Source organism: Psychrobacter cibarius (assembly GCA_030686115.1).
In the GTDB taxonomy this organism is placed as follows: Bacteria; Pseudomonadota; Gammaproteobacteria; order Pseudomonadales; family Moraxellaceae; genus Psychrobacter; species Psychrobacter cibarius_C.
Genome location: CP131612.1, coordinates 3,100,356 through 3,120,529 on the forward strand (window position 1 = coordinate 3,100,356; position 20,174 = coordinate 3,120,529).

The following is a 20,174-nucleotide window of genomic DNA, read 5'->3' on the forward strand; positions in this document are numbered from 1 at the left end:
GCCGCAAGTCTATTATTCAATTGTTAAGCTAATGATGCCCTGAGATAAGCCACTAAAAGTTTAGGAGTAGGTATGCAAGAGCAAGACAATCAAAAGCCAGTCATTGATAGTGACACTGTGAATACTGACCCATCAGTAGCGACAGAGACGGCAAATCTAGATAAAGCAGAGTCAGCCGTTGTGACCCAAGAAGCGCCAGCTGAAACAGTCGCTATCGACAAAGCGCCAGAGCCAGTAGTAGAAGCTGTCGCGGCAGAGCCTGAGATTGAACGTGAATCCATGGAATTTGACGTTATCATCGTTGGTGGTGGACCTGCTGGGCTATCTGCTGCTATCCGCCTGCGTCAGCTCGCTATCGCTGCTGGTAATGATGAGTTTATGGTTTGTGTGGTCGAAAAAGGTTCTGAGTTTGGTGCGCATACCTTATCAGGTGCTGTCATCGAACCACGCGCCTTGAACGAGCTGATACCAGACTGGAAAGAAAAAGGCGCGCCGCTTAATGTGCCAGCGACCGAAGATCGCTTTTATTATCTAAACTCAGCCACGCGCTCTACTAAAGTACCTGACTCGTTGATTCCAGGACCGATGCACAACAATGGCAACTATATTGTCTCCTTGGGCAATGTGGTGCGCTGGTTGGCGGTACAAGCTGAAGAGCTTGAAGTCATGATGTTCCCAGGCTTCCCTGCAGATGATATTTTATATAACGACGACGGTTCTGTACGTGGTGTCTTAACGGGCGATATGGGTGTGGCTGCCAATGGCGAAGCCAAGCCTAGCTTTGAGCCAGGTTATGAGCTACTTGCTAAATACACTATTTTTGCCGAAGGCAGCCGTGGTCATTTAGGTAAGCGCTTAATCAGCCGTTTTGATCTTGATAAAGACTCAGATCCTCAGCATTATGGTATCGGTCTAAAAGAGCTGTGGGACGTAGCCCCTGAGAAACACGAGCAAGGCGTGGTCATGCACGGTCTTGGCTGGCCATTGACCGAAACAGGCTCTACTGGTGGCTGGTGGTTATATTTCGACGAAAACAACCAAGTAAGCTTTGGTCTTGTCGCTGACTTGTCTTACCACAACCCATATATGTCGCCATTCGATGAGATGCAGCGCCTAAAAACCCATCCCGTCATCAAAAACGTATTGGAAGGCGGCAAGCGTATCTCTTATGGCGCACGTGCTTTGACCAAAGGTGGCTTAAACTCTCTACCGAAATTTACTTTCCCAGGTGGTGTATTGGTCGGTGATGATGCTGGATTCTTGAACCCTGCTAAAATCAAAGGCACACACACATCGATGAAGTCAGGCATGTTAGCCGCCGAAGCCATCTTTGAGGCACTACAGGCCGATCGTCAGCATGATGAAGTCGTTGCTTATACCACCATGTATAAAGAGTCATGGTTGTATCAAGACAACTATGAGTCACGTAACTTCTCGCCTGCAATACATCGCATGGGTCTGTTTATGGGCGGTGCTTTTACCTTTATCGAGCACAACTTATTAAAGGGTAAAATGCCGCTTACCTTACATGACAGCCTGCCAGATTATGATCAGTTAGAGCGTGCCAATCATGCTTTTCAGCCAACCTACCTCAAGCCTGATGGCAAACTGGTATTTGACAAGCTGTCATCGGTATTTATCTCTAATACTAATCATGCAGAAGACCAGCCGGTACATTTGAAACTGACTGATCCAACGGTACCTGTTTCAATTAACTTACCGCTATATGCTGAGCCTGCCCGTTTATACTGCCCAGCTGGGGTATATGAAGTGGTAAAAGATGCCGAAGGAGCTAAGTTTGTGATCAATGCGCAAAACTGTGTGCATTGTAAGACTTGTGATATCAAAGATCCTTCACAGAATATCACTTGGGTAACGCCAGAAGGTGGCGGTGGCCCTAACTATCCTAATATGTAAATATAAACAATATTAGGATTAATCTCTGATACTAAAAACCGCTCTTATGAATTCATAAGGGCGGTTTTTTTAACTTCGACACATGAGACAAGTTTATCTTTAATCAGGTGAGATTAATCTGTCCATGCATCACGATTGGCTTCGTCTTTAAGCTTCACAAAGTCATCAGGATTAAACTTAATTTGATCGCCAGTTTTACCTTCTTTAATCTGACGCTCGTAATCACGCAATATGCGCAGCGCTACGGGTGACAAGATTAAAATAGCCACTAAGTTAACGAGTGCCATTAGACCCATTGATAAGTCAGCGAAGTTCCATATGGCAGGAAGACTGGCAATAGCACCCACAAATACCATACCAAGTACCATAAAGCGGAATATCATGATCATGACTTTGGCATTTTTGGCACCAGAGATGAATTCAAGATTTGACTCACCATAGCTATAATTGGCAATGATAGAGGTGAAAGAGAAGAAGAAAATAGCAATCGCAACGAAGATAACACCCATATCACCCACATACTGCGACAGTGCCAACTGAGTCAGCTGAATACCTTCTTGCTCAACACTAGGATCGACCACACCGGACAAAATAATAATCGACGCCGTTGCCGTACAAATGACAAGCGTATCCATAAATACACCCAGCATTTGCATAAATCCTTGCACCGCTGGATGATCGGGATGACTCTTCGCCGTTGCCGCCGCATTAGGCGCTGAACCCATACCCGCTTCGTTTGAAAACAGACCACGCTTGATACCGTTAATCATTGCCTGAGCAATACCATAACCAATCACCCCGCCTGCTGCTTGCTCAAAACCAAATGCTGATTTAACAATTAACACAATCGCCGCTGGGAATTGACTAAAATTCGTCACGATAATGAACAAGGCTAATAGGATATAGAGAATCGCCATCACGGGTACGATTTTACCCGCGATACGAGCAACCGAGCGCAAACCACCGAATACCACTGGTGCAACTAATACAACCAATACCAAGCCTGTCATCCACGTTGGAACCCCAAATGCTTCGTTGGTCGCTTGTGCGATGGTATTTGACTGCACGCCATTAAAGGCTAAGCCGAACGCTACTAATAAGCATAATGAGAAAAATATCGCTAGCCAGCGCTGACCGAGACCTTTTTCGATATAATAAGCTGGTCCACCGCGGTACACATTGTCATTGTGCGGCACTTTATAGGCTTGTGCTAATGTTGATTCGATAAAGCTGGTCGACATACCGACGATCGCAGTCATCCACATCCAAAATACTGCACCCGGACCGCCAAGGTAAATCGCGATTGCGACCCCTGCCAAGTTACCTGTACCGACCCGCGCTGCCAATGAGGTCATCAGCGCCTCAAATGAGCTGATGCCGCCATCTTTACGCCCTTGATTGGACACGCGCAATAGCTGCCACATATGCCCAAAGTGGCGAAACTGAATAAAACGTGTGGCAATGGTAAAATAAAGACCCGCACCAATTAGTACGAACATCAGTAATCCATACCAAGGGTTACTCGCAATCAACCAATCATTGTTGCCCCAAATGATGCTGACACCATAATTGACGATGCTATTAAACCAACCTGCTATCCCTTCACCCATACTGCTATCCTCTCACTTACATTTTATACTGCTAGTATATTTTATGGATTGATGTGATTAATGATATTTAAAAATGCTTACTAATCCCTCTGCCTACTCATGAAACAGTAAATATCTGATCAATATACTGGCAAAGTAAATCACTAACATCCTGTCGCTACATTTTAACTGACTAGAGATTATTTAACTATTTCAAACCTCTATTATAAAAATTAAATAATTACGAACTTTTGCAAGGTATTTCTATAAAGATCAAAAAAATATTTTTTTTATGGAATACTAAAGAAAACTTTTAAGACTAGGTACAACAGTTAGATTTTAAAACGTATTCATATAAACATCATTCCAAAAAAAATAGTCACTGTCATAATATTTATTAAGCAAAGTATAGGCTATATTTATAGAATGAATGACTTTTATTGCTAATAATGCTCTAATACCTCTATAAAACTAAATCCTTAATATAAATAAGGTTTTAGCACAGCACCTGAACAACAGCCGTTTTTTTAGCTACTCTCTCTAACATAAGTTGACCATGGTTTCCATAAAGCAAACATTTAGTTACATAAAGTAAATAAAATTTATTTATTGTTAATTAAGTCAATATTGTATATATTCCCAATAAGTTCATAAATATTTATTGCAATACTTATTGGCATGAATAATAAGTTGAAATATTCAGACAATATCATCAGGGATGATGAGCATAATAAGACAGAGGACTGTCAATCAATAACGACCCTCCTCCATAAATCCTCATCTCTATATACTATAAATCCAGTCATTCTATAGCCCATAAATCTTGTTAGATGTTTAGGTTATAGTCGACCCACAGCCATATTTTACAATGTAATTTTTAGCAAAATCGAACCACATAAAAGTATTTTTCGCAGTGCTTTGATTGCTAGAAATCTGCTTTTTTTTCGATAATATTGGGTTACTTACTACTGGTTGGTCATTCTGCTTTATCAGTCTATAAACTGATTTTAGGATCCGTTTATAGACAACGTATCGAACTGTCTTCCATCATGTGATACATGCTAAAGCAAAATAACTTGTCAGGCTCAAATCAGTAATCTTGTTTTTATGTTAGGCAAAAGGAGTTGTCCTATGGAAAACCACAACGATCCATCCGGTTATTGGCGTGCCAATGTCCGTCTCATTTTAGGTAGCCTATTTATTTGGGCGCTATGCTCATACGGGTTTGGTATTTTGTTACGTCCTCTCTTAGCAGGTATTAAAATCGGTGGTACCGACTTGGGCTTTTGGTTTGCTCAGCAAGGATCCATTGGGGTATTTATCGTTTTAATTTTCTTCTACGCTTGGCGTATGAATAAGTTAGATAAACAATACGGCGTAGACGAGGAATAGCCCCATGAGTCAATTTACGATTAATATTATTTTTGTAGGTCTATCTTTCGCTCTATACTTCGGTATTGCAATTTGGGCACGTGCTGGCACAACGAGTGAATTCTACGTAGCAGGCGGCGGTGTTCACCCTGTCGTCAACGGTATGGCAACGGCTGCTGACTGGATGAGTGCTGCGTCATTTATTTCGATGGCAGGTATTCTTGCCGCTGGCGGTTATGGCGCATCAACTTATTTGATGGGTTGGACAGGTGGTTATGTACTACTGGCAATGCTCCTAGCGCCTTATTTACGTAAATTTGGTAAGTTTACGGTACCTGACTTCATCGGCGACCGTTTTTATTCAAAAACGGCAGCAATGATTGCCGTAATTTGTTTGATTATCGCCTCAACCACATACGTTATCGGTCAGATGACAGGTGCCGGTGTCGCTTTCTCACGCTTCTTGGAAGTTGAAAACACGACTGGTCTACTGATTGCTGCGGTTGTTGTCTTCTTCTATGCTGTACTTGGTGGTATGAAAGGGATTACTTATACGCAGGTAGCGCAGTATGTGGTTCTAATGATTGCATATACCATTCCTGCTGTTTTCATCTCACTTGAATTAACAGGCAATCCAATTCCAGGTTTGGGCTTGTTTTCAAACCATGTGGAAGCAGGCGTTCCTATCCTAACCAAGCTAGATCAGGTGGTTACTGACTTGGGTTTCACCGCTTATACCGCTGACGTTCCTAACAAGCTAAACATGGTGCTATTTACCTTATCACTCATGATCGGTACAGCAGGTCTACCACACGTTATCATCCGTTTCTTCACCGTACCTAAAGTCGCTGATGCGCGTTGGACCGCTGGTTGGACATTGGTATTTATCTCGCTATTATACTTCACTGCTCCTGCTGTAGGTGCAATGGCACGTTTAAACCTGATTGATACGATTTATCCACAAGGGGTAGCAGAAGCACCTATAAACTATGATCAACGTCCAGATTGGATGAAGACATGGGAAGATACCGGTCTTATTAAATATAATGATCTTAATAATGATGGTCGTATCCAAATGTACAACGACAGTGGGCTTGGTGCCGCTGAGCTTGCCTTGAGTGCTGCACAAGCGGATGGTGGCGATGTAGCCGCTGCCACTGCAGCCGTAGAGACTGCACGTGTCGCACAGGATCTAGAACTTGATGGACGCTTTACCGCAGCAGGCTGGAAGGGTAATGAGCTGGATGTCAATGCCGATATCTTAGTATTAGCTAACCCAGAAATTGCGAATCTTCCACCATGGGTTATTGGTCTTATCGCCGCAGGTGGCTTGGCAGCAGCGCTCTCAACAGCAGCAGGCCTATTACTCGCTATTTCGTCAGCGATCAGTCATGACTTGATTAAACGAAACCTTAATCCAAACATTACTGATAAAGGCGAATTGAGAGTTGCGCGTATTACGATGGGTGTTGCGATTGTAGTTGCTACTTGGTTAGGAATAAATCCACCAGGGTTTGCCGCACAGGTAGTCGCATTAGCATTCGGTATCGCTGGTGCATCGCTCTTCCCTGCACTAATGATGGGTATTTTCTCTAAACGGATCAATAATGTTGGTGCCATCGCTGGTATGCTAACAGGTCTGATCAGTATCCTTGTTTATATCTTTGTCTTTAAAGGTTGGTTCTTCATTAGCGGTACAGCGAACTTCCCTGATACGGCAGAGTATTGGTTGTTTGGTATCTCACCACTATCATTTGGTGCGATTGGGGCATTGCTTAACTTTATCGTAGCGTTTGCTGTCTCTTATGCTACTGCTCCGCCACCATTACACATTCAAGAGTTGGTTGAAAGTGTCCGCTCTCCACGTGGCGCAGGCGGTGCAGTCGACCACTAAGTGTATAAATGAGAATATATCTTCAGTTACTATATATCACTCACAGGCAGTAGCTGCTTGTGAGTGATTTTTTATCTCTTACTTATTATAAAAAATGTTAGATTTTTGCTTTATTGAATATACTTTATTAACTATGCTTAGGGCGTGTTCTCAATTAAATCGATTACCCTCTAAATGGGCTAAAAATGGCTAAATTTTGCCAAACACCGTCAATAGCTTATCAATATCTCGATATTATTTGCGCTACTTTCCTTGTTTGACGGCAATTTATCTCATTTTTATGACCATTTTTAAAATGAGGACACGCCCTAGTTAAAAGCGCTCAATTAAAAGTGCTTAACGCATTAAGGAAGATTTTATGCTTTTTGAGTTTATCGCTACCATTGCTGCCGCATTTGGGATGGCTGGTCTGGCACTCATTATAACTCACCTCAGTAAACTGGCTGGCAAACGCGCACCAAAGTGGCTTATTCCTTTGTTTGCTGCGATTGGTATGTTTGCCTTTCAAATACACCAAGAGTATAACTGGTATGGTCAGCAAGTGAGCAAGTTACCAGCAGGCGTGCAAGTCGTCAAAGTAGCAAAAAGCACCGAGTGGTTTCGCCCATGGTCTTATGTCAAGCCGCAAATATTACGTTTTATCGCTGCCGATACCGCCAATGCTAGCGTACAAGTAGACAATCCAGATGTATATTTGGTCAATTTATATCTGTTTGAAAGACGCAGAAGTGTGCAGAAAGTACCACAAGTTATAAACTGTCGTATTCCTGCGCGTGCCGATTATGTCATCCCCGAAAAAGACAGTAAGCTAACGATTGATGAACATGTGAGGCAAACAACAGCATGGCGAGAGTTGGCAACAGATGACCCGTTGTTCATTAGTATTTGTACTGGTAAAAGCTAACCTCCTCATAAATATGCAAATACAACCCTGCTAAAATATCTGATTATTAAGGGATTTAAGACGGCTTATATTATAGTCATGTATTCAATTGCGCTGAGAAGTTGCGGTATAAGTATGCTTAGAATTAGCGCCTAACAGCAATCCAGCGCATAGACCACCGAAGTGCGCCGCAAACGAGATACCTTGTTGCGGCATCAATCCTTGCTTGATGGTCAACCAATAGCCAGCACCCATGACAATACAAGCAATCAAATAACCCCAACGCCGCGCAAATACAGTACCGCCTATCATATAGCCGAGCATCGCGAAGCATAACCCTGATGCGCCAACATGAATTGACAATGGCGAGCCAATGATCCAAGTGACCAATCCAGACGCGATAATGAGCTTAATCACTGTTCGATAAGCATTCTTCTCAAACAATCCAAACAAAAATAAAATTTGTAACAACGTCAAAGTGTTACCAAGCAAATGTGAAAAATTGCCATGCATCGTCCATGACGCAAACACTCCAATCATGCTGCCCACGTCTAAGGCACGAGGCACAATCCCAAAGATATTCCACATGCCAAATAATGCCACTTCATTTAAAAAAAACATGCCCCACATCGGTATTAATACAAAAGCATATAAACCTATAACCTGCTTTATTCGTATCATAATCAAGTTAAGCAGTTGCTGCCAATTCATATAATGCCCTATTCTTTTAATTCATGTTTTAATTCATGTTTTAATTCATGTTTTAATTCATGTTTTAATTCATGTTTTAATTCATGTTTTAATTCATGTTTTAATTCATGTTTTAATTCATGTTTTAATTCATGTTTTAATTCATGTTTTAATTCATGTTTTAATTCATGTTTTAATTCATGTTTTAATTCATGTTTTAATTCATGTTTTAATCTATGTTTTAATTCATGTTTTAATCTATGTTTTGATGACTCAGCGTAGCAGTGGAGCGTTTTACAGGCGTAAAATCTAACAATGCAGCCTCTTTGTCAGTTATCAAATCACGGTCACTATGTAATAACGACGTCGAGTGATAAGGCACTAAAGCGGTGGGCACAAAACGACGAGCGGCATTGATATGTTTGATAGAATCATCAAAAAAGATATGAGGTGCAAACGTTCTAAGTACAGCTGTTTTTTCTAAACCTCCTAAGAAAAATGCCATATCAACATTGACGCCCCACTCTCGCAATGTCTTAATCGCACGCAGATCAGCAGGTGCGTTGCGAGCTGTCACCAATGCAATCTTTATGGGAGAATACTTGAGACCAGCGGGTAGACGTTCCTGTAAGTTTGATAGTTTAATCAACAATTCAGCATAGGGGCCTTTTTCAATCGGTAAATCACGCATCTGTATTTCGCGATCGTGAAAAGCACGCAGTCCTTTTTGCTTGTACAGCAGTTCACCTGAATCATCAAACAGCACCGCATCACCATCAAAAGCAATACGCAACTGATCGGTATCTAACTCATAGGTATTGACGGGGGTTGCATCGAGTATCGCACAAGCGCAGATATTGGCATCAGCCACTTGCTGAGCATCTTCGCGATTGGTCGTCAAAAATAGATCGACATTGAAGTCTTTAATATAAGGAGCAACAGGACTGCCTGAAATAAATGCCGAGCGCGAGATAGTCAGCTCATGTTCAAGAATGGCATTGAGGACTTGAATGCCCGTATCTGGACTACTCTTTGAAACAATGACCACTTCCACCAAAGGTGTCTCAACCTCTAAATCTTGCATACCATCATTGCAATAATTATTCAGATTTAATAGAGCTTTAATTAATGGATAACCAGCACCAATACTGAGAGCATCGTTTTCACGCTTGGTCATATAGTCTCGAAACTCTTTTATGGCGCTTACAGGTCTCTGCTCTAGCAGCTCTAGTAAATAATTTTCTGATTCGGTTAAATCAAAAAGTGCCGTTGCAGAAATCGCGACGATGAGCGTATTACTAAAATCGACTGCCATGATTTTCTCTACTTATAAAATTATCTATTCGGAAATGCCAACCAGTTTACTACATTCACAAGCCCTTAGAATGATAAGAAAAGTTATCCACGTATAATGTCATTTAGTATAAAAACCACCTTTTAAGTAATCCAAATGACCGCTCAAAAAATGTCTCATAATGTGACTTTATGTGGAATAATTTAACCATAGAATTATTACGCCGACTTTTTCTTTTATCATAAAAAAGCCATATTGTTATGAAAACAATATGGCTCTATTAATGAACAATACAGATGAACGACGAAGCTATGATCTTCTAAGCTTACTTTTATCAATAGCGCTTACGTTAGCAGCACTAAAGATATCGCTGGAAAGGCGACCAAAATAACCAGTCGAATCAGATCAGAGACAATGAACGGTGCGACCCCGCGAAACATATCAGACAGCTTAATATGCGGTGCCATCGCTTTAATCACAAAGATATTCATCCCCATCGGCGGCGTAATCAGTCCAAGCTCTACTGTCAATACAGCGATGATACCAAACCATACTGGATCAAACCCTAACGCCACAATGATTGGATATACCACTGGAATGGTAATGACCAGCATCGCCAAAGCATCCATGAACAACCCTAAGAGGAAGTACATGATTAAGATACAGATCAGTACAATCATCGGGCTAACTGCTAATGTACCAATCCAAGTCGCTAGCGTATAAGACAAGCGTGAAACGGAGATAAAGTAACCCAAGGCTTCTGCACCCAGCAGCATAAAGAACACCACCGCTGATAATGCAAGCGTTTCAATCAAAGATTGCTTTAGACCTTTTATACGCATGCCTTTGGCAAAAGCATAAGCCCAAGAGACAAACGCACCGACTGCCGCTCCTTCTGTCGGAGTAAATAACCCAAAGAAAATACCAGCAATAATCACAATAAAAATAAAGCTAAATGGTATGAGTCCCGTCAACGACAGCAGCTTGGCTTTCCAAGAAGTAGGCTCACCGCGACGCGCTAAATGCGGCTTCCAGCGTACCATAATCATAACAGTGATTGAATACATCACCATGCCCAAAATCCCAGGCAAGAAACCAGCGATGAACATGTCACCGACTGACTGCTGGGTTAAGATGGCATAGACCAGTAGCGCAATGCTAGGCGGAATCATAATACCTAACGTGCCACCCGCTGCTAAAATACCACAGGCAAAACCTGGTTGATAACCATACTTCTCCATTTGTGGCAGCGCAACCTTGGTCATAGTGGACGCTGTGGCTAAGGATGAACCTGAGATAGAAGCAAAAATACCAGACGATCCTATGCCAGCGATACCCAAACTGCCCCTCACTCCACCAAAAATAGTTCGGGTAGCTTCAAATAACTTCCCTGCCATCCCTGAATGAGTGGCAAAAACTCCCATTAAAATAAATAAGGGAATCGCACTAAAGTCATATTTGGCTAACACATCTACTGGAATATCTTTAAGCATTTGCAGTGCACCACTGGGCGCCGTCACTGCGCCAAAACCAACCAATCCAACACCTAACATGGCAAGCGCCACTGGAACTCGTAGGACAACAAGCAGGATCATGACGATTAAGCCGATAGCTCCAATAATTTCTGGACTCATGCACCTGTCTCCTCGGCGTCAAAGAACTCGCCCGTTTTAAAGATATTGATAGATTCGATTAATGAGCGAATGGCGAGTAAGAGACTTAAAAATGCACTAAATGCATAGATGGGCATCATTGACAATCGAAGGTCTTGGGTAACCTTGCCATACTCTATGGCATCAACCGCACTCTCATACAGACCCCAAGCAAAGACGATACCGATGATAAAAAAGCCCATCATAAAGACGCCCATCATATAACCTTTAATGGCTTGCGGCATTTTTTGGGTAAAGACATCAACGATGATTTGTGAGCGTTCGACGAAAGCGCCAAAGGCAGCAAGTAAAGCAAAGAGCATGAAGTAAGAAACGATCTCTACACTGCCTTTAACGGTAAAGCCAAACTCACCACCAGTCAGCTTGAAAATATAACGAGCAGTCACATCGAGCATCGTTGTGAGAACAATAATAATAAGACTGATACCACCGATAAACTGGCATAATCTAGAGATTAGAATACTGATTTTTACTAAAAATGCCATGTGACACCTCCAATGGGTTATACCACTTTGCAAGCAGCACTGGCAGCTTTTGCTTTCTCATAGACACTATCAGCATCTAAACCCAAAGCATTGACATCACTTAGATATTTTTTAGTACCCTTTTCAAGTGGTCCTTTCCAATCAGGATCATTCAATGGATCAGGAATTTCAACGATCTCATCGCCTTTAGCTTTAGCAGCTTGAATGGCCATTTGATCATGCTTATCAAACACTTCACCAACTTTATTAGCCAATGCCATTCCTGAGTTTTTATCCAACACTTGCTTTAAATCATCAGGTAAGTTGTTATATTTATCCTTATTCATAGTAACCATCAGCGCCGAACTATAAAAAGGAATGTTGGTATGATATTTGGTGATTTCGTCAATTTTGAACGCTGTTACGGCTTCCCATGGAAAACTCAACCCATCGACGACGCCGCGCTGTAGCGAGGTATACATATCATTAGCAGGCAATCCTACTGGTGATGCCCCAGCGCTTTCGATAATATCACCTGCGACTGCAGAAGGGCGTCGGATGCGCATACCTTTCATGTCTTCAGGAGTCCGAATCAACTTATCCGTAGTATGCAGTGAGCCAGGCCCAGCGCCATACATGAATAGTAGATGTGAGTCTTCATACTCACTAGCAAGCGTGCCATCCTCATAAAGAGTCTGAAGCATACAACCCATTTGAGTCGCTGAGTTTGATAAACCAGGAAGTTCAGTGATTTGAGTTAAAGGAAAACGACCACTGGTATAACCATGTGCTTGTGAGCCGATATCTATCGTACCTTTAGCAGCAGATTCGTACGTAACATCTGCTTTGGCAAGACCCGCGGAAGGATACAACTCTACTTTTAAGCGACCATTAGAATCTGTTTCAATTTGCTTTGCCCAAGGTTCAAAAACTTCTGTGCTGATAGAAGAGGTTGCTGGCCAAAAGTGAGAGAAGCGTAAAACGGTCGTTTCTTGAGAGGTTGCTGATGAGCCATCAGTCATGTTAGAAGATTGGTTAGAGCAGCCTAAAAGACTAACAGCCGCTAAGGCACCAATTGAAAAAAGAGGAGCTAGCTTCATTATCAATTCCTTTTGATAATTGTGAAAATAGGAGTAATACATCACTGGTAAACAATCCAATCTATACCAGATGTAATAATTTACAAGTTTTAAATATATCTTTTACATACCTGTAATAAAAATCTAGTTTAAAATTAGCAGCTATAATGATATAAGTCAAATCATTTTGATGGCAGGAATAGAAAATATATTCATAAAATTGCATAGCAATTAAACAAAAAAATCGTCAATTCAAATAGAAAATATACTTATAGAGTGTGAATTATAAAAATAAGTTAGATTAAGTATAACCTTTATACTTAATCTCAACCCCCCAGCCAAAGTAAAACCCCCTTCTGCTTATGCAGAAGGGGGTTTTACTTTGAATAGAGAGCTGACGATGACCTACTCTCACATGGGCGAACCCACACTACCATTGGCGCAATGATGTTTCACTTCTGAGTTCGGGAAGGGATCAGGTGGTGCCATCATGCTATTGTCGTCAGCAAAGGGGGTTAGATATGAGTCTGTTATTTTTATTGTTTGACTATAAGTGTTTAGTTTATGGTCGACCAACAGTAACCTAACTGAATCAAGGTTAAAGGTGATATCGAAATATTCTCTCGTTTCTATAAGCTTTCACTTATACAAGATAGATTAATTAGAGCTTTCATACAAACCACTTGGGTGTTGTATGGTCAAGCCAAACGAGCAATTAGTACAGGTTAGCTACATGCATCGCTGCACTTCCACACCCTGCCTATCAACGTCGTAGTCTTCAACGGCTCTTTAGGGAAATCTAATCTTGAGGTGGGCTTCCCGCTTAGATGCTTTCAGCGGTTATCCCATCCGAACGTAGCTACCGGGCAATGCCACTGGCGTGACAACCCGAACACCAGAGGTTCGTCCACTCTGGTCCTCTCGTACTAGGAGCAGATCCTCTCAAATTTCCAACGCCCACGGTAGATAGGGACCGAACTGTCTCACGACGTTCTAAACCCAGCTCGCGTACCTCTTTAAATGGCGAACAGCCATACCCTTAGGACCTGCTTCAGCCCTAGGATGAGATGAGCCGACATCGAGGTGCCAAACACCGCCGTCGATATGAACTCTTGGGCGGTATCAGCCTGTTATCCCCAGAGTACCTTTTATCCGTTGAGCGATGGCCCTTCCATACAGAACCACCGGATCACTAAGACCTACTTTCGTACCTGCTCGACTTGTGGGTCTCGCAGTTAAGCGCGCTTTTGCCTTTATACTCTACGACCGATTTCCGACCGGTCTGAGCGCACCTTCGTACTCCTCCGTTACTCTTTAGGAGGAGACCGCCCCAGTCAAACTACCCACCATACATTGTCCTCGGTATTGTTATACCTGAGTTAGAACCCCAACATGACCAGGGTGGTATTTCAAGATTGGCTCCACCGAGACTAGCGTCTCGGCTTCAAAGCCTCCCACCTATCCTGCACAAGTCAGGTCAAAGTTCAATGTAAAGCTGTAGTAAAGGTTCACGGGGTCTTTCCGTCTAGCCGCGGGTACACAGCATCTTCACTGCGATTTCGATTTCACTGAGTCTCTGCTGGAGACAGCGCTGCCATCATTATGTCATTCGTGCAGGTCGGAACTTACCCGACAAGGAATTTCGCTACCTTAGGACCGTTATAGTTACGGCCGCCGTTTACTGGGGCTTCGATCAAGAGCTTCGCTTACGCTAACCCCATCAATTAACCTTCCAGCACCGGGCAGACATCACACCCTATACGTCCACTTTCGTGTTTGCAGAGTGCTGTGTTTTTAATAAACAGTTGCAGCAGCCTGGTATCTGCGACTGCCAACAGCTCAAGGAGCGTGTCCTATCACCATCAGCAGCGTACCTTCTCCCGAAGTTACGGTACCATTTTGCCTAGTTCCTTCAGCAGAGTTCTCTCAAGCGCCTTGGTATTCTCTACCTGATCACCTGTGTCGGTTTAGGGTACGATTCGTTTATAACTATTGCTTAGAAGCTTTTCCTGGAAGCATGGTATTTGCCACTTCACTGTACAAGTACAGCTTGCTATCAGATCTCAGCCATATAACAACCCGGATTTACCTAAGTTGTAAGCCTACATCCTTTCACCTGGACAACCAACGCCAGGCTGACATAACCTTCTCCGTCCCTCCATCGCATTATAAACAAGTATCGGAATATTAACCGATTTCCCATCGACTACGCCTTTCGGCCTCGCCTTAGGGGTCGACTCACCCAGCCCCGATTAACGTTGGACTGGAACCCTTGATCTTCCGGCGTGCGAGCTTTTCACTCGCATTATCGTTACTCACGTCAGCATTCGCTCTTGTGATACCTCCAGCATGCCTTACGACACACCTTCACAGGCTTACACAACGCTCCCCTACCACTTGAAAACAAATTCAAATCCGCAGCTTCGGCTCCTAGTTTGAGCCCCGTTACATCTTCCGCGCGGGCCGACTCGACTAGTGAGCTATTACGCTTTCTTTAAAGGATGGCTGCTTCTAAGCCAACCTCCTAGCTGTCTATGCCTTCCCACCTCGTTTCCCACTTAACTAGGAATTTGGGGCCTTAGCTGGCGGTCTGGGTTGTTTCCCTCTCCACAATGGACGTTAGCACCCACTGTGTGTCTCCCGGATATCACTCATCGGTATTCGGAGTTTGCATCGGTTTGGTAAGTCGGTATGACCCCCTAGCCGAAACAGTGCTCTACCCCCAATGGTGTTCGTCCGAGGCGCTACCTAAATAGCTTTCGGGGAGAACCAGCTATCACCGAGTTTGATTAGCCTTTCACCCCTATCCACAAGTCATCCCCTGGCTTTTCAACGACAGTGGGTTCGGTCCTCCGGTGCCTGTTACGGCACTTTCAACCTGCTCATGGATAGATCACTCGGTTTCGGGTCTATACCCTGCAACTATGGCGCCCTATTAAGACTCGGTTTCCCTACGGCTCCCCTAAACGGTTAACCTTGCTACAGAATATAAGTCGCTGACCCATTATACAAAAGGTACGCGGTCACCCTAATAAATTAAGGCTCCCACTGCTTGTACGCACACGGTTTCAGGTTCTATTTCACTCCCCTCACAGGGGTTCTTTTCGCCTTTCCCTCACGGTACTGGTTCACTATCGGTCAGTCAGGAGTATTTAGCCTTGGAGGATGGTCCCCCCATCTTCAAACAGGATTTCTCGTGCCCCGCTCTACTTAATATGTTAACGCTAATGTTTCGAATACAGGACTATCACCTACTACGGTCAGCTTTCCCACGCTGTTCTTCTACATTAGCATTAATCGGCTTCTCCCCGTTCGCTCGCCGCTACTAGGGGAATCTCATTTGATGTCTATTCCTAAGGGTACTGAGATGTTTCACTTCCCCTCGTTCGCTTCTTGTACAAGTACAAGATACCTACCTTATGGTAGGTGGGTTTCCCCATTCAGAAATCTCCGGATCACAGGATATTGCCGCCTCCCCGAAGCTTATCGCAGGCTGTCACGTCTTTCATCGCCTCTGACTGCCAAGGCATCCACCATGTGCGCTTCATTACTTGACCATACAACCCCAAGTAGTCTAACTTATAAATAAGTGTTGACTTCAAAGTGTCATAAGATCTAATTATGATAACGATATCACCTATGTTTATACGCTTGATTCAGTTCTCTTTACTTTTTTTAGTAATCAACCCCTGGGATAACAACTGATGTCGTTAAGAGGTTGATTACTAAGGTTAAGAAGTGCGCGTGAACACGCTCTTCCTAACCCAGACTCATATCTATGTTTTTAAATAGTCTCTATGCTCTCGTCGAGTCACAGATTCTGTATAAAACAGAAAGAAGTAATCAGTTAAAATCACTTGTTTCTATTTATACTATTAGCACTTAAAGCTTATTCGTCTATAGTGGTGGAGCCAAACGGAGTCGAACCGTTGACCTCCTGCGTGCAAGGCAGGCGCTCTACCAACTGAGCTATGGCCCCATTATAAAATGGTGGGTCTAAGTGGACTTGAACCACTGACCCCCGCGTTATCAACACGGTGCTCTAACCAGCTGAGCTACAGACCCAATTACGCTTGTTAAAACGTAAGCTTAAACTAAAGAACAACTTGTTGTGAATTCTTGCTGACCGAATGCCATCTATAAGGAGGTGATCCAGCCGCAGGTTCCCCTACGGCTACCTTGTTACGACTTCACCCCAGTCATCAACCACACCGTGGTGAACGCTCCCCCGAAGGTTAAGCTATCCACTTCTGGTGCAATCAACTCCCATGGTGTGACGGGCGGTGTGTACAAGGCCCGGGAACGTATTCACCGCGGCATTCTGATCCGCGATTACTAGCGATTCCTACTTCATGGAGTCGAGTTGCAGACTCCAATCTGGACTACGATAGGCTTTTTGAGATTCGCATCACATCGCTGTGTAGCTGCCCTCTGTACCTACCATTGTAGCACGTGTGTAGCCCTGGTCGTAAGGGCCATGATGACTTGACGTCGTCCCCGCCTTCCTCCAGTTTGTCACTGGCAGTATCCTTAGAGTTCCCGGCTTAACCCGCTGGTAACTAAGGACAAGGGTTGCGCTCGTTGCGGGACTTAACCCAACATCTCACGACACGAGCTGACGACAGCCATGCAGCACCTGTATTCTAATTCCCGAAGGCACTCCCGCATCTCTGCAGGATTCTAGATATGTCAAGACCAGGTAAGGTTCTTCGCGTTGCATCGAATTAAACCACATGCTCCACCGCTTGTGCGGGCCCCCGTCAATTCATTTGAGTTTTAACCTTGCGGCCGTACTCCCCAGGCGGTCTACTTATTGCGTTAGCTGCGTCACTAAGTCCTCAAGGGACCCAACGACTAGTAGACATCGTTTACGGCGTGGACTACCAGGGTATCTAATCCTGTTTGCTACCCACGCTTTCGAGCCTCAGTGTCAGTATTATGCCAGAAGGCTGCCTTCGCCATCGGTATTCCTCCAGATCTCTACGCATTTCACCGCTACACCTGGAATTCTACCTTCCTCTCACATACTCTAGCTCTACAGTTTCAGATGCAGTTCCCAGGTTAAGCCCGGGGATTTCACATCTGACTTATAGAGCCACCTACGCTCCCTTTACGCCCAGTAATTCCGATTAACGCTTGCACCCTCTGTATTACCGCGGCTGCTGGCACAGAGTTAGCCGGTGCTTATTCTGCAGCTAATGTCATCGTCCATGGGTATTAACCATGGAGTCTTCTTCACTGCTTAAAGTGCTTTACAACCAAAAGGCCTTCTTCACACACGCGGCATGGCTGGATCAGGGTTTCCCCCATTGTCCAATATTCCCCACTGCTGCCTCCCGTAGGAGTCCGGGCCGTGTCTCAGTCCCGGTGTGGCTGATCATCCTCTCAGACCAGCTACAGATCGTCGCCATGGTAGGCCTTTACCCCACCATCTAGCTAATCCGACTTAGGCTCATCTAATAGCGAGAGCAGTAAACTGCCCCCTTTCTCCCGTAGGTCGTATGCGGTATTAATACGAGTTTCCCCGTGCTATCCCCCACTACTAGGTAGATTCCTAAGTATTACTCACCCGTCCGCCGCTCGTCAGCGAGAAGCAAGCTTCTCCTGTTACCGCTCGACTTGCATGTGTTAAGCCTGCCGCCAGCGTTCAATCTGAGCCATGATCAAACTCTTCAGTTTAATCTTGCTATGAAGCTCTTTAAAGAAGCTTCTAAACTTGGCTCATCTAATCTGGCAAAATCGCTAAAAATTATGTTCGTAATGAATTAACTTTGAGTTTTTCTGCTGTCTTAAATGATAATTTTTATAGTTAGAATGAACTCCGAAAAGGAGTTAAAACCAACTTTATTTTTTAGCATTCTGAATCAGCAAAAATCCACACAAGTTGTTCTTTAGTTATGCTTTTAAATAGTGCTCAATCACTGTCGTCCAGTAACTGATATATAGGGTAATTCTATTGCTATTTAGCCTTAATCCCTTACGGGTCAAGCTATCTAGCGAGCCGACTATCTTATCATAATGATTTGATTTGTCAAGCTTTTTTATGTTTTGTTTCTTCAAGTGAATTGGGTTATTTATATGTATCTTACATATAAGCTTCCAGCTCGTCTTGATGAGGGCGTATTATAGAGGGTTTGAATCTTTAGTCAAGGGCTATTTTAGCTTAATATTGAATAATCTTGGATATTAGACTAAATTGGCAGAATGGCGACGCTACTTTTGCTTTAACTGGGTAGTAGTGTATGTTTATTTGCGCTGGGCTGAGGTGGTTTATTTACTATTTTGAAGATTATCTAAATTTGTCGTCAATACCTTCTATTTATTAGGCGGTTAGGGTTAAAAATAGTTTTACCCTTACCAACAACAGCCCTTGTTCTCAGTTAGCGCTTCTTATATAGAAGCGCTTTTACAGCTTGCCTATCTTTTTGAAGAAGTCTTTATAAGCAGCAATTTTCTTATCTATCGCTAAAGGATATGCACGTGAAGTCGAAGGTAACCTATATAAGGTTAAATCATTAACATCCGCTTTTTGACTTTGGTTACTTTGCCATTGGTAAGGATAGTCCATACTTTGATTGGTCTTAGGATACTTAGACTTGGCAGGTGGCTCGGCTAATAAACCAAGCAGCACTTCTGTTGCCTTACCGCCCGTGGTAAACAAGGTTTCAACCTTTGGCACTTTTGGCAATATACTATCTAGGTCAACGGGTGTGACAACCGTTAAGTTTTTATCTGAAGCATTACCAGTCTCGCGAATCGCTTGCTTGACGGTCGGACAGGAGGCGATACCGCGCTCAAACATAAAGGTGCGAATACGCTCAGGATCGAAGCGTTTTTCTTTACCTACCCGAAAGTAATCCACATCGTCAAAAAATACACTGCCATAAATACGCCACATGTCATTGTAAAAGTTTGGATAGTGAAATGGCATTGCCCATTTATCAGCGGTCGGTGGAAAAGTGCCCATCATCATTACCGTAGCATTAGGTGGTAAAACGGGAGCAAACGGATGTGTTTCTACTTCTGCTGCTTGGGCTTCAGATAATATCAAGCTATTATCGGTTTGATGCGTATTATTATGGGTGTGATATGGTTGTGTAGTCATAAGATTCTTCATCAGAAAAGCGGTTTTTTTGCTATCATAGCAAGCCTAAACACTGCTTCATTTATTAGGGCGCTATTATAGTCAAACATAGTCGGCTTAAATAAAACCAACCCTGCCATAAATATATTTGGCTTACTTTATTATCAAAGCAGTAAGCTTACTATTTGTGAGATAGATATAAGGTTGAAGTGCAGTAAGTGTTTGTATCTTTTATA

General features: G+C 43.3%; 11 protein-coding genes, 2 tRNA genes and 3 rRNA genes. 4 read left to right on the forward strand and 12 right to left on the reverse strand.

Annotated elements, in window-relative coordinates; all coding sequences use genetic code 11:
* Positions 1–279: 279 nt before the first annotated feature.
* Complete coding sequence (locus Q6344_13185) at positions 280–1,917, forward strand: electron transfer flavoprotein-ubiquinone oxidoreductase (protein WLG15221.1); 1,638 nt, start codon at positions 280–282, stop codon at positions 1,915–1,917.
* A gap of 113 nt (positions 1,918–2,030) precedes the next feature.
* Here Q6344_13185 and Q6344_13190 read toward each other — a convergent pair whose 3' ends face one another.
* Entirely contained in the window at positions 2,031–3,527 is a 1,497-nt protein-coding gene (locus Q6344_13190) for an alanine/glycine:cation symporter family protein (GenBank protein WLG13538.1), read from the reverse strand.
* Between the two features lie 1,110 nt (positions 3,528–4,637).
* On the opposite strand from Q6344_13190, the gene Q6344_13195 reads away from it, so the two are divergent.
* The 3 genes from Q6344_13195 to Q6344_13205 all read left to right on the forward strand — a co-directional run bounded on the left by Q6344_13195 (position 4,638) and on the right by Q6344_13205 (position 7,675).
* Positions 4,638–4,898: a DUF4212 domain-containing protein gene (locus Q6344_13195; protein ID WLG13539.1), complete on the forward strand. Its 261-nt coding sequence runs from the start codon at positions 4,638–4,640 to the stop codon at positions 4,896–4,898.
* Between the two features lie 4 nt (positions 4,899–4,902).
* Positions 4,903–6,771: a sodium:solute symporter family protein gene (locus Q6344_13200; protein ID WLG13540.1), complete on the forward strand. Its 1,869-nt coding sequence runs from the start codon at positions 4,903–4,905 to the stop codon at positions 6,769–6,771.
* Between the two features lie 358 nt (positions 6,772–7,129).
* Complete coding sequence (locus Q6344_13205; protein WLG13541.1) at positions 7,130–7,675, forward strand: hypothetical protein; 546 nt, start codon at positions 7,130–7,132, stop codon at positions 7,673–7,675.
* Between the two features lie 84 nt (positions 7,676–7,759).
* Here Q6344_13205 and Q6344_13210 read toward each other — a convergent pair whose 3' ends face one another.
* The 11 genes from Q6344_13210 to Q6344_13260 all read right to left on the reverse strand — a co-directional run bounded on the left by Q6344_13210 (position 7,760) and on the right by Q6344_13260 (position 19,959).
* Complete coding sequence (locus Q6344_13210; protein WLG13542.1) at positions 7,760–8,365, reverse strand: rhomboid family intramembrane serine protease; 606 nt, start codon at positions 8,363–8,365, stop codon at positions 7,760–7,762.
* 232 nt (positions 8,366–8,597) lie between these two features.
* Positions 8,598–9,659 (reverse strand): 5'-nucleotidase, encoded by a 1,062-nt coding sequence (locus tag Q6344_13215; GenBank protein ID WLG13543.1) that lies wholly within the window; start codon positions 9,657–9,659, stop codon positions 8,598–8,600.
* 323 nt (positions 9,660–9,982) lie between these two features.
* Positions 9,983–11,272 (reverse strand): TRAP transporter large permease, encoded by a 1,290-nt coding sequence (locus tag Q6344_13220; GenBank protein ID WLG13544.1) that lies wholly within the window; start codon positions 11,270–11,272, stop codon positions 9,983–9,985.
* On the reverse strand, positions 11,269–11,796 hold the full coding sequence (locus tag Q6344_13225; protein WLG13545.1) for a TRAP transporter small permease subunit: 528 nt from the start codon (positions 11,794–11,796) through the stop codon (positions 11,269–11,271). Before Q6344_13225 ends, Q6344_13220 begins: the two co-directional genes overlap by 4 nt.
* 17 nt (positions 11,797–11,813) lie before the next feature.
* Complete coding sequence (locus Q6344_13230) at positions 11,814–12,875, reverse strand: TRAP transporter substrate-binding protein (GenBank protein WLG13546.1); 1,062 nt, start codon at positions 12,873–12,875, stop codon at positions 11,814–11,816.
* Positions 12,876–13,246: 371 nt separating this feature from the next.
* Positions 13,247–13,361 (reverse strand): 5S ribosomal RNA (rrf, locus tag Q6344_13235).
* 187 nt (positions 13,362–13,548) lie between these two features.
* Positions 13,549–16,411, reverse strand: a 23S ribosomal RNA gene (locus Q6344_13240).
* Positions 16,412–16,757: 346 nt separating this feature from the next.
* Positions 16,758–16,833: transfer RNA gene (locus Q6344_13245), tRNA-Ala, on the reverse strand.
* A gap of 9 nt (positions 16,834–16,842) precedes the next feature.
* Positions 16,843–16,919: transfer RNA gene (locus Q6344_13250), tRNA-Ile, on the reverse strand.
* A 75-nt stretch (positions 16,920–16,994) separates the two neighbouring features.
* Positions 16,995–18,533: ribosomal RNA gene (locus tag Q6344_13255) — 16S ribosomal RNA — on the reverse strand.
* Together the 16S, 23S and 5S rRNA genes with 2 tRNA genes alongside form the textbook arrangement of a ribosomal RNA operon.
* 727 nt (positions 18,534–19,260) lie before the next feature.
* Positions 19,261–19,959 carry a DNA glycosylase gene (locus Q6344_13260; GenBank protein WLG13547.1) on the reverse strand — a complete coding sequence of 233 codons (699 nt, stop codon included), beginning with the start codon at positions 19,957–19,959 and terminating at the stop codon, positions 19,261–19,263.
* Between the last annotated feature and the right edge of the window lie 215 nt (positions 19,960–20,174).